We start from the raw sequence: 12259 nt of genomic DNA, 5'->3' as shown, positions 1-12259 counted from the left end.
TCATGGATAAATTAAAAACCTATTTTTCTACTAAAACAAGTGAATTTGTTAATCATCTTAAAAAGAACAAAATTAAAATACTTACACTTTATTTAACTTTAATCATTGCGTTTATTATTGTTTATGCAATTGATCAAGTTACAAAACAAGTTCTTTTTAATCATGGTGATGTCTTTAAAATGAACGGTAATGGACAAGTTGAATTTAATGGCAGATGAATAAATCCGGAAACACCAACAAGTCCTATTGAATATTGAAACGGTTTCTTTGGAACAAGAAGCATATGACACAAAGGTGTTACATTTGTTGAAACACATGGTAATGTATTCTGAATTCAAGTTATTAGTTTTATTATAATTGCAATCATTTTATTATTACCGCTATTTGTAACCGGTAAATATGCCTATGCATATATTGTAGGATTTGGTTTCCTACTTGCTGGTGACTTAGGTAATGCCACAGATAGAATTGTATTTAATGGCTATGTAAAAGATGTTTTCTTTATTCCTTGACATGATAGAGGGACTTTCAATTTCGCTGATGTACTAATATTCTTTAGTATTGGATACTTGTTTATGATTTATCTTATTTATTTTGTAGATTCATATTTAACAGAGAAACATAAAAAGCAACAAGATAAATTAAAAGCAAGTGAAACATCTTCAACAAATGATAATAATGACAAATAAGTTTTTTAACTTATTTGTTTTTGTATTTAAAGCTTAAATACTCTTATAAGAAATAAAAATTTAGATCAAAAACCCTATAAAAATAAGTGAAAATATGAAATTTATTTTCTAAAAAAATATTAAAATTATTCTATGCAAAAAAATCAAGAAGAAAAAGTTTTTAGTTCAGATGAACCTGAGACTTCATCGGTTTCACAAAAGTCTAATTTAAAAACATTTAAGAGTCACACATTAAGAGAAAAAGTTTGAAAAAACTTCAAAAAGAACTTTGACAAAGGCTCAAACACAATTTCATATCAAAATCACAATGAGGCAAATTCACAAAATTTAATTAGCGAAAGCGAAATAGATAGAGAAATTGAATGCATTAAATATAAGATGGGTCAATATTTAATTAACAACAAAAAAGTTAAATTAACTTTCCAACAATTTATTAAAAGATATTGATTTAAAGTTGTTTTAATTTTCTTAGCTGCAGTTGCATTCAGTTTTGGTGTACAAGTATTTTTATCTAAATCAGATACTATTCCTTCTGGTATTGCTGGTATTCCAACAATATTACAATACGTATTCCCACAATTAAGTAAATACTTTGCGTTGATTTATTTAGCTTGCAACATTCCATTATTCGTGATTTTTTGACGAAAATTAAAACCGAGTTTTTTATATTTATCATTATTATTCATGTTTGCTTTAATGCTTACAAACTTAGTTTTTACACAAAAGGCAATTCATCAATTTTTATTTGAAAAAATTAGCTTTGTACACAATGATTATAAAAATTTCGTTATAGAGCATGCTGATAGAGGTTTTAGAGCTTTTGAAGGAGTTGTAATTGATACAACAAACCAAGTTTTAGCTTCAGATATTGCAAAGTACATTAAAGACAATGAAAGTACAGTAATTCCTGAAATTTTTAGAACATTAACAATTGAAAGAGTAAATCAATTAATTTGATATTCAACTGGTGATACTTGAGCAATTGTTCTTTACGGATGTATTGGAGCTTTCTTTATTGGTATCGGGATTTCATTATCATGAAAAGCTGGTGGTTCAACTGGCGGTACTGACATCATTGCATACTATTTCTCAACTAAGTCTAAAAAGAATGTTGCTAATATGTTGGCTACAGTTGGTTTTGTAACTGCAATTACATTCTTAGTAGCATATGGAATTATTATTCCTAACGTTAATGGTGAGATTTTTGGTATGAGAGAATTATCTACATTTGTTTACTTAATTCTTACTAATGTTGTTATTAATATCCTTTATCCAAAGTATAAAAAAGTTAAATTAACAATTATTTCAGCTGAACCTGAAAAAGTAATTGCTTACTTTAAAATAATAAACTATTGACATAGTTATAGATTAGTTCGTTTTAAATCAGGTTACACAGGTAGAATTAACTATAAAATTGAAACTGTTACATTACTTCTTGAATCGAAAAATATTATTGAAGATCTAAAAACAATTGATCCAAATATCTGAATTTCAATTAATTCAATTCATAATATTATCGGTAAATTTAATACACAATATGTTGAACAATAATTATTAAGAGCAGGCAGCAAAAGCTGTTCTTTTTTTGTGCATTAATTCCCCAAAATTATCTTAATAATGGAAAGGAGGTAGAATGCAATTAAATGAGTTGAAAAAGTTAGATTCAAAAGAGCTAGAAAATATCAAACCCGGTTTTGCATGAGGTACATTATTTAGTGCAATTCCAGCGGTTATTTCTGGTATCGGTTTTCTTAGAAGTTTATTTTCGTCTAATGGTTCTGTAAAGTCAAAAGATTACGAAGTTAAGTGAGATTCATCTAAATCACAGGGAAATTCATCAGTAAAATCCACTACTCGAATCATTGAAAATTACATATTATTTTAGGCTGAAAAATATTAGATAGTTGTATAATATACACGTTACTTCATGTAACCGTTCTAAAAAGGTTTACAAGCGTTATTTTAACCACCTTACAGACGAGCCACTAAATGGAGGTATTGCATGTTAGCAATTATCGAAACAGGTGGGAAACAACTTATTGTTAAAGAAGGTCAAACAATCTTCATCGAAAAAATCGAAGGTGAAGAAGGTTCACAAGTAACTTTTGATAAAGTTTTACTTGTAAACGACAAAATCGGGAGACCATACTTAGAAAATGCTAAAGTAATAGGAACTATCGAAAAACAAGGTAAAGCGAAAAAAATCGTTGTTTACCGTCACAATGCGAAATCTACTCACAAAAGAAAACTTGGACACCGTCAACCTTATACACGTGTTAAAATTACAGGAATAGAAGGTTAATTAGAAAATGGCACATACCAAAGCCGGTGGATCGACACGTAATGGTCGTGATTCACACTCAAAACGTTTAGGTGCTAAATTAGGTGATGGACAATTCGCAACAGCAGGTTCAATTATTTACCGTCAACGTGGAACAAAAATTTTCCCAGGATTAAATGTTGGACGTGGTGGAGATGACACATTATTTACAAAAATCGATGGTTATGTAAAATACGAAAGCAGAAGAAACAGAAAGTATGTTTCAGTATACCCTGAAAGACAAAATTAAGTTATATTAAACACACCTAGAACATAGGTGTGTTTTCTTATGCGCCTTGCGTTGGGATGAAATCAGAAATCATTGTGACTAATTTAGCTCCATTTTTAATCAACATATTATTGCTATCATTGATGTCAATACCCGGAAAGCAATTGACTTCTTTCCCTACGTCCAAGAAACAATTAATTAAATTTAATGCTTTAGAATTTTCCTTCATTGAGAAACTAATAAACTTATCTGCAATTAATGATGCTAGATAATTTGATTGTTTAAAATAAACTCTTTTAGCATGTGCTTTATTAGGATAAATGGATAATATTAACTCTTTTTCTGCGTTTAAATTATTCTTTTCAAACATATCAATTCCTGTTTTAGCAATGTGAATAATTTTTCCGCCCTTTTCTCTAAATAATTCAACCAATTTACTTTCAGAATTTGGGTAATCGTTAGTAACTAAAACTGCTTTTTGAACCAAAACATCAATGTTATCAGTTATTCAACTACTTGTTTGTTCATTCTCTACTTCATTAATAACATAAATTTTATTTTGAGAATTTAATAAATGATAGTTTCCTCAATAATAAATTACATATGGTGGGTGTTGTGCAACAAAAAGTGGTTGATAATAATGAGTATCAAGTAAAGTCACAAACTTAACTTTTGTATCAATATAGTTTTTATAATACGATGCTAATTCAAAATTATCAACATTTGTAATTCGACCGATTTCTCTATGCACAAGTTTCTCTATGCACAAGGTAATTATCGCCTTTGAATTTGTTTGATAAATAGAATAAAATTTGCTTCATCATTTTTTCACCTCATATTTAAAATAAAGTTTGTTTTTTAATGAACTAAAAATAAACAAAATGAGTTAATTTTAATGCTTTATTTTAGTATTTTCTGATAGTTTAATCATAACTTTTATACCTTATTTTAAGTTGTTTTGGTTTTTTGGTATTTTTTTAAAAAATATTATAATATTTTTAAATTAAACTATACGTTTACAACATAGGAGATATTATGAAAATAGCTTTTTTCGATGCTAAAGATTATGATGTTAAATATTTTGAAAAATATAATGACAACAGACATGAAATCACATTTTTTAAAGAAAATCTTAATCTTGACACTGTAAAACTTGCAAAAGGTTATGACGCAGTATGTGGCTTTGTTAACACATATGGTGATAAAGTAATCTTAGAAGTACTTTCAAAAATGGGTATCAAATACTGATTCCAAAGATCAATGGGATACAACAAAATTGATATTGCTAAGGCTAATGAGTTAGGAATTAATGTATTTAGAATTTTTAACTATTCAGCTGAAAGTATCGGAGAATTTGCGTTTGCAGGATTATTAGCATTAAATAGAAATTTAATTATTGCCAACCAAAGAGTTGAAAAATACAACTTCTCTTTAAATGGTTTAGATGGTTTATGTGTTGGTAACTCAACAATTGGAGTTATTGGTTCAGGTAAAATTGGTCAAACATTCATTAAAATTGCTAAAGCAACGGGTGCACGTGTATTAGTATTTGATGCTTTTGCACAAGATAACTTCCCTACATTAGCAGAACAATTCGGTTTCGAATGAGCATCATTAACTGAATTATTAAACCAAAGTGATTTTATTTCAATTCACTGTCCATTACTTCCATCAACAAGATATTTAATTGATGATGCTGCAATTGAAGCAATGAAACCAGGTGTTATTGTTGTTAATACAGCTAGAGGCGAAATTGTTGATATTAAAGCAATGTTAAATGGACTTAAAACAGGTAAAGTACGTGGTTTTGCAACTGACGTACTTGAACGTGAAGAAGGAAGATTCTATGAAGATGTTTCTTCAAGAATTAATGAATTAAAAGCAATGGACCCAGAATGAAAAGAACTTATTGAAATGCCAAACACATTAATCACATCACACCAAGCATTTTTAACAGACTTAGCATTGACACAAATTGCTAAAGCAACATTAGATAACGCTGACGCAGCACAACGTGGTGATTTTACTAATGCATTAAAATTATTAGAAAACGGAAAAATACAAAATGGATAATCAGAAATCGATAGTAAAAAGTGACTCTAAACACACATTTAAAACTTTTATAAGAGAATTATTTAGTTTCTATAAATTAAAATCAAGTGAGCGTTCAAAGGCTGAAAAACCAAAAGATTTATTATCATGATTCATTTTTGGTCTTTCAGAATTTGTCGGAACAATCTTTATTTCACTTGGGCTTGCTGGTTTAAGTATTTATGTTGCTGATGGTAAATATGTTATTGAAGAATATTTACTTCACCCAATTATCGTTGGTTTCTTTGCTGGATTCATCATTGTAGGAATTTGTTTATTTGTATTCCTACGTTGAAGTTGTGATTTAAACCCAGCCGTTACAATTTATCGTTATTTAAGCGGTAGAAACAACGGATGATTTGCAGCATATAAAATTATCATTCAATTTATCGGAGCATTTGTAGCAGGTGCAATTATTTATGCAATTGGACACGCAACAACAGATCCTCAACACGGACTTCCAAATGCTCCTATTTCATCAATTACAGCAGCTAAAAAAGCATTCCCAACAGTGTTTAATCAAAAAACAATGTTAGTGGATGGTACAACATGAATTTTCTTTGTTGAATTAGTAATGACAGCAATCCTACTTTTCCCTATTTTCTCACCAAACATTAATGAAAAATATCGTGATTTAATGATTATGTTTATCATTTCATTATCAGTTTGAATGGGACTTTTAGGTGGATCAGCAGCTATTAACCCTGCTCGTGGATTAACACAACAATTACCAACATTATTATTTGAAAAAGGTTCAGCAAGCCAAGTGTTTGCTTCAACATCACACGTAGTTGGACACCCTGCGTTCAAAGATATAACTACATTTGAACAATTAGGATATAGTGCATCAGATCTTGGTTTCTCAGATATTAATCAACTAAAAAGTAAAATTATGTACGATTCAATCGTTTATGGTACAGCAGCAATGCTTTTAGGTGATATCTTTGCACCAGTATTCTACTTATTTGTTCAAGGATTAACAAAAACTGTAGTAAATCCAACTGTAGTAAAAATTATTAAATTCAAAAACAATAGAGCAAAACATATAGAAACACCAGAACAAACTAATAAATAATTTCATGAAAAAATCAACGTTTATCGTTGATTTTTTCAATCTCGAACACATTGTCGTTGAATGTGTTAAAATAATAAAAATGATTTGAAAGTAGTAACTTATGGACGAAAAATTAATTGATACCAACCACCAAACTAACACAATAATAACTATTACAGTTATTTCTATAATTTGAGCTGTTATATTATTCGTTTATATCTACCACAAAGTTATAAACGTAAATACTAAAAATAAAATAGGTTTTAAATTTGAGAATTATTTAAATAATCAAATTAATGAATTAGTTAAGAAAACCGAATTTAGTTTTGTAAAAGGCGGTGTATATCGCATAAATAATAAAATGTATGAATTAGATTCGATGCTAATTAGCAATTCATTAGTGGTTGTAATCGAGTATAAATATTATCTTGGAAAACTTGAAGGGGATGCTGCGTCTGATGAATTATTGTTATCATCAAATAAACGCAAAAGAAAAACTATTTTTAATCCTATTGTACAAAACGAAAAACACTTAAATCATGTGCTAAAAATCATTGGTAAGAATGTTCCGATAGCAAGCGTAATTGTTTTTCCAAATGAGTTGAGCATTAAAATAGAAAACAAACCAGATCATGTTTTATTAGTGCTAGAAAATAAAGTTTCTAAGTGCATTGAAATGTTAAATGAACAAGCAAAAGCGCTACCACAGAGCATTAAAAAATCAGATATAGTAAATGCATTTGACATTTACAAAATTGCTACTAGCAAAGAAAAAATACAATTTAAAAAGAATATAAAAAATAAAAATAGGAGATAAAAATGGAAAAAGCTTATAAATTAGTTGCAAAAGAACTAAACGTTTCAGAAAAACAAGTCGACATTGTAATCGAAATGTTACAACAAGGTGATACTGTTCCATTTATTTCACGTTATCGTCAAGATAAAACAGGTGGATTAAACGAAGAACAAATCTATAAAATAGAATCACTTTTCAAATATAAAAATGAATTATTAGAAAGACAACAAGCAATTATAAAAATTCTTGCTGAAAAAGATTTATTAACTCCAGAATTAGAATCAAAAATACTTGCTACAAGCGTTAAAAGTGAATTAGAAGCTATTTATGAACCATTTAAAGTTGGTAAAACTACGAAAGCAACAAAAGCCATTGAATTAGGGTTAGAATCACTTGCTAAAAGAATTTTTGAAAATAAAAGTAGAGATTTCAAACGTGAAATTGAAGCTAAAAAATATCTTAATGAAAATGTTCCAAATGTTGAATTTGCCTTAGAGCAAGCAAATTACATTATTGCACAATGAATTTCACAAGACGTAGACGTCAGAGAACAAATCAAAAATAACATTCTTACTTTTGGTGCAATCGAAACATCTAAGTCTAAAAAAGCAGATGAACTCGATGAAGGGCAAAAATTTAAGAATTATTATGAATACAAAATTCCAGTTAAATATATCAAAAACCACAATGTGCTTGCAATAAACAGAGCCGATAAACTTGGAATTATTAAGGTTAAATTTAACTACAATGACTCATATTTAGAAAGAATCATTCTTAAAAGATTTAATAAAACAAGAAACAATAAAGAAAATATTATCGATGCAATCAAAGATTCATTAAAGAGACTTATATTACCTAGTGTTGAAAGAGAAATTTTTAATGACTTATTTGATAAAGCAGAAAAATCAGCAATTCAAATTTTCTCTGATTCAGTTGAAAAATTACTTCAAGCTCCTGCTACATCTGGTCACACAATACTTGCAATTGACCCTGCTTTTGTTAACGGATGTAAATTAGCAGCATTAAACGAAAATGGTGATGTATTAGAAATTAATAAAATTTACCCCAACCCACCTTTAAATAAAACAAAAGATGCAGCAAGAATTGTGTTAGATATGCTTAGAAAACATGCAATTGACATTGTTGTAATTGGAAATGGAACGGCCTCAAGAGAAACGGAAGCATTTATTGCAAACTTAATAAAAGATAATAATTTAGGAATTAAATATGCCATCGTTTCAGAAGTTGGTGCATCTGTTTATTCGGCTTCAAAAATTGCGATTGAAGAATTTCCAGATTTAAGTGTTGAGGAAAGAAGTGCAATTAATATTGGTAGAAAATTCCTTGATCCTTTAAATGAGTTAGTTAAAATTGATCCAAAATCAATTGGTGTTGGTCAATATCAACATGATTTAAATCAAAAAGAATTAGAACACTACTTAAACTTTAAGGTTTCAAAAGTTGTTAATAAAGTCGGTGTTGATATTAACACTGCAACAAAACAAATTCTTACTCACATAGCAGGTTTATCTCCGAAAAATGCAGAAAATATTATTGAATACAGAAATGATAAAAATAACAAATCATTTGAATCACGTTTTGAAGTTAAAAAAGTAAAAGGTATTGGTGCTAAAACATTTGAACAATGTATTGGTTTCCTTCGTATCTTCACTTCAGATAATTTCTTAGATAAAACAATTATTCACCCAGAATCATATGATTTAGCAAATAGAATCATTCACGATTATGATATTGAACCAAATGATAATGGAGTTGATCTTTCAAATTTAAATGCAGCAGAATTAGCTGAAAAATATCATCAAGATATTTATACAATTAAACTTATTTTAGAAGCATTAAGTCAACCTACAAAACGTATCGATTCAGATAAACAAGGTTTCATCCTTAAAGACACATTAACCAATGTAGAAGACTTAAAAGTTGGTGACAAAGTTCAAGGAACAGTTGAAAACATCACAGACTTTGGATTATTCGTTTACATAGGAATTAAACAAAGTTTATTTATTCACGTTTCAGATTTAAAAATAGATAAAGAAAGCACAATTTTTGACACTTACTACCCAGGAATGATTATTGAAGCCAAAATCAAAGAAATTGATTTAAATAGAAATAGAATTTCTGGTGAAATTATTAATGATTAGGCAATAGTAATATTGCTTTTTCATTTAAGGAAAATTTATGAACAAAGGTGACAAATTACTCTTTTTAAACAAATGAGTTTCAATGTATCAAACACCTGATGGTTTTGTTTATTCTGAACGTAAAAACACCAATTCTGTAGCAGTTTTATGCTTTAGAATAAACTCAAATAATCAAAAAGAATATTTAATTAGATATCAACCATTACCTGTGATTAAAAACAACAATGAGTTGTATGCTTGTCCAATTACAGGAAGTTGTGAAGTAGATGAAAAACCCTTAGACACAGCTATAAAAGAAGTTTTTGAAGAAGCAGGAATTAATGTTGGTTTACGACATCTAGTTTATTCAATTGACAATGTTGCAAGTACACAAAGTAGTGAGATTGTACATAACTATGTTTTTAATGTCACAGGCTTAAATCAAGAAACTCCTAAAAACGATGGTAGTTTATTCGAAAGTATTAGTCAAAATAAATGAGTTTTAGAGAGTGAAGTTGAAGACATTATATTTGGTGATAAGTTGGTTTTAAATTCGCTTTTATCACTATATCTAAGTTTTAAACATCAAAAATAATAAAAAAATATCCCGCGCAAGCGAGATATTTTTAGTCACGATAACTTCCTCCGAAAATTTGAATAACATAAATTAACATAATTGAATATGAGATAAACATTTGAATACCGCAACTAATTGCTAATGTTGTGGCTGTTTCACTATCCATATTTGCTGATTGATCAGCTATTTTTCTAATCATTCATCACTCAATTATAGTTGTTAATGAAATTGCTATAACTCCTAATCATGGTAGTCATCATGCTGCTTCGAATACAAAGATCGATACTATCAAGGCTATAATCATTCCAATTGTTAGAGCAGAAACTAAAATACCAATTGCTCTAATATTAACTAGGTTAAATATTCCTAAAATTGCAGTAATTATTAATACTACTGCAGGAATAAGTGCTAATGATAATAATAATTTTGTATTATCTAAAGAACTAGTTGCGCCAAATTGTCAAATCGCTAATCTAAAGATGAATGCAATTGAGAAAGCAAAATATGCTAAATAAAATGGCAATGTAAATAATTGTAATTTTCTATTATTTTCACGTCTTGATAAGTATATATTTGCGAACATTAATATTAATGTCGATACCGCGAAAATACCAGAGAATAAGTAAATGTGTTTATTGAATAATGGTATTTGTGTTTCAACTGGTACACCTTCTCTTGATATAGTTGTTGCATCAACCTTCACATCAAACATAGCACCAAAACCAATGGCACCGAGTATAGCTGCTAAAACTGCGATAGCAAATACTAATAAAACAATACCATAGAATTTTTTGGCTGATTTGGATACTGCTACTGTAGCAAATTTTTGTTTTTCTTGTCTATTAAATTCCATATATCTATTTTATCACTATTTATTTTAAATTCTTTATATTACTAATAAGTAATGTATAATAATTTAAATTTATTATTTTATGCTTTAAAATATTAATAAAGAAAGAAGGAATTTATGAAATTACAAAAAGAAACCTTAAATTTATTTGCTAAAAGATTTGAGCAAAACAAAAATGATTTAATCCAAAATAGCGTTATTCATAATGGTATCAAAAACACATGTATTAACCACAAAACATTAATTAAACATGATTTTGTTTTTGATATTGAAACAGATCTTGGAGAAATCACAATGCAAAGCAATAGTGGTAGATGTTGAATTTTTGCTTCATTAAACATGGCTAGAGTTGCAGTGATGAAAAACTTAAATGTTGCAAATTTCGAATTCTCACAAAATTACTTTGCTTTCTATGACAAAATGGAAAAAGCAAATACATTCTTAACAAAAATGATCAACAACATTGAATTACCAATGAATGATAGATTAATCTATACATTTATGCATGGTTCATCAGCATCAGATGGTGGTTACTGAGAATGATTTGCAAGTTTATTAAATAAATATGGTGCAGTTCCAAAATCTATTATGCCCGAAACTTTCCACTCAGGTAATACAACTGCAATGAATGAACAAATCGATTTACGTCTTAAACAAGGTGTTTTAAACTTAAGAAAAGCATTTGAAGCAGGTGCATCATTAGAAGAATTAAACAACATCAAAGAAGAAGTTTTATATGAAGTTTACGACATTGTTTCAAAATGTTTAGGTACACCACCAACAGAATTTACATTTGAATATAGAGACAAAGACAATAAATACAACAAAATCGAAAACATCACACCTATTGACTTTTTCAACAAATATGTTGGAACAGACTTTGATCAAAAAGTTAACTTATTACATGATCCACGTCCTGAATTTAAAGCAGGTACACACTATGTATTAAAACACCAAAAATCAGTTTATGATGATCAAGACGTTGTTATGATCAATGTGCCTTTAAAAGAAATTAAAGAAGTGGTTATTAATTCATTAAAAGATAATGTACCAGTTTGATTCGGTTGTGACATTGATGCCTTCCGTGATGATAAATCAGGAATTTTAGACCCTGAGTTATATCAATACGATGAAGTTTTCAATAAACTTTCATTAACAAAAAGTGATCGTATTAATATCTTCAATTCAACATTAACACATGCAATGGCTTTTGTGGGTGTTAAAACTGAAAATGGTTTACCTGTAGCTTGAAAAGTTGAAAACAGCTGAGGTGATAAATACGGTAAAAAAGGTATTTTCTCAATGTCAGATACATGATTTGATGAATACAACTTCACAGTTATCGTTGATAAAAAATATGTTGACGCTAAATATTTAGATGAAAACAACAATGACGTAGTTAAATTAGAACTTTGAGAACCATTAGCTTAATAAGAAAGTCCTTAGGGGCTTTTTTATTACTTTTTTAAAAACTAATATTTAAAAATATTAGAATGTTGTAAAATTAAAAAA

Annotated in this window: 13 protein-coding genes; 11 read left to right on the top strand and 2 right to left on the bottom strand. The window is 28.5% G+C overall.

What is annotated here, in order from left to right; translation table 4 throughout:
* Window positions 1-2: 2 nt before the first annotated feature.
* From H9M94_RS02085 to rpmA, 5 genes are all read left to right on the top strand, one after another.
* The gene (locus tag H9M94_RS02085) at window positions 3-689 is read left to right on the top strand and encodes a signal peptidase II (protein ID WP_187469322.1); all 687 of its coding nucleotides are present in this window, start codon (window positions 3-5) and stop codon (window positions 687-689) included.
* Between the two features lie 132 nt (window positions 690-821).
* Window positions 822-2240 carry a YitT family protein gene (locus H9M94_RS02080; protein ID WP_187469321.1) on the top strand — a complete coding sequence of 473 codons (1419 nt, stop codon included), beginning with the start codon at window positions 822-824 and terminating at the stop codon, window positions 2238-2240.
* A gap of 82 nt (window positions 2241-2322) precedes the next feature.
* On the top strand, window positions 2323-2574 hold the full coding sequence (locus H9M94_RS02075; RefSeq protein WP_187469320.1) for a hypothetical protein: 252 nt from the start codon (window positions 2323-2325) through the stop codon (window positions 2572-2574).
* Window positions 2575-2691: 117 nt separating this feature from the next.
* Entirely contained in the window at window positions 2692-2991 is a 300-nt protein-coding gene (gene rplU / locus H9M94_RS02070) for a 50S ribosomal protein L21 (RefSeq protein WP_187469319.1), read from the top strand.
* Window positions 2992-2998: 7 nt separating this feature from the next.
* Window positions 2999-3259, top strand: coding sequence for a 50S ribosomal protein L27 (gene rpmA / locus H9M94_RS02065; protein ID WP_187469318.1), 261 nt, complete (start codon window positions 2999-3001; stop codon window positions 3257-3259).
* Between the two features lie 37 nt (window positions 3260-3296).
* On the opposite strand, the gene H9M94_RS02060 is transcribed toward rpmA, so the two are convergent.
* Window positions 3297-3989 carry a DNA-processing protein DprA gene (locus H9M94_RS02060; protein ID WP_187469317.1) on the bottom strand — a complete coding sequence of 231 codons (693 nt, stop codon included), beginning with the start codon at window positions 3987-3989 and terminating at the stop codon, window positions 3297-3299.
* 284 nt (window positions 3990-4273) lie between these two features.
* On the opposite strand from H9M94_RS02060, the gene H9M94_RS02055 reads away from it, so the two are divergent.
* The 5 genes from H9M94_RS02055 to H9M94_RS02035 all read left to right on the top strand — a co-directional run bounded on the left by H9M94_RS02055 (window position 4274) and on the right by H9M94_RS02035 (window position 9915).
* A complete protein-coding gene (locus tag H9M94_RS02055) occupies window positions 4274-5311 on the top strand; it encodes an NAD(P)-dependent oxidoreductase (protein ID WP_187469316.1) in 1038 nt (345 codons plus the stop codon).
* Window positions 5304-6404, top strand: coding sequence for an aquaporin (locus H9M94_RS02050; RefSeq protein WP_187469315.1), 1101 nt, complete (start codon window positions 5304-5306; stop codon window positions 6402-6404). Before H9M94_RS02055 ends, H9M94_RS02050 begins: the two co-directional genes overlap by 8 nt.
* 100 nt (window positions 6405-6504) lie before the next feature.
* A complete protein-coding gene (locus H9M94_RS02045; protein ID WP_187469314.1) occupies window positions 6505-7200 on the top strand; it encodes a nuclease-related domain-containing protein in 696 nt (231 codons plus the stop codon).
* 2 nt (window positions 7201-7202) lie between these two features.
* Window positions 7203-9341, top strand: a complete 2139-nt coding sequence (locus tag H9M94_RS02040; RefSeq protein WP_187469313.1) for a Tex-like N-terminal domain-containing protein — start codon at window positions 7203-7205, stop codon at window positions 9339-9341.
* 37 nt (window positions 9342-9378) lie between these two features.
* A complete protein-coding gene (locus tag H9M94_RS02035; protein WP_187469312.1) occupies window positions 9379-9915 on the top strand; it encodes an NUDIX hydrolase in 537 nt (178 codons plus the stop codon).
* 31 nt (window positions 9916-9946) lie between these two features.
* On the opposite strand, the gene H9M94_RS02030 is transcribed toward H9M94_RS02035, so the two are convergent.
* A complete protein-coding gene (locus H9M94_RS02030) occupies window positions 9947-10750 on the bottom strand; it encodes an MAG0110 family membrane protein (protein ID WP_187469311.1) in 804 nt (267 codons plus the stop codon).
* 114 nt (window positions 10751-10864) lie between these two features.
* Between H9M94_RS02030 and H9M94_RS02025 the strand changes: the two genes are divergently transcribed.
* Window positions 10865-12178 (top strand): aminopeptidase C, encoded by a 1314-nt coding sequence (locus tag H9M94_RS02025; RefSeq protein WP_187469310.1) that lies wholly within the window; start codon window positions 10865-10867, stop codon window positions 12176-12178.
* Window positions 12179-12259: the final 81 nt, after the last annotated feature.

The organism is Mycoplasma sp. Pen4 (genome assembly GCF_014352955.1).
Taxonomy (GTDB): domain Bacteria; phylum Bacillota_I; class Bacilli_A; order Mycoplasmatales; family Metamycoplasmataceae; genus Mycoplasmopsis.
Note: the sequence above shows the minus strand (reverse complement) of the source record. Positions and strands in the feature narration are given on the sequence as shown.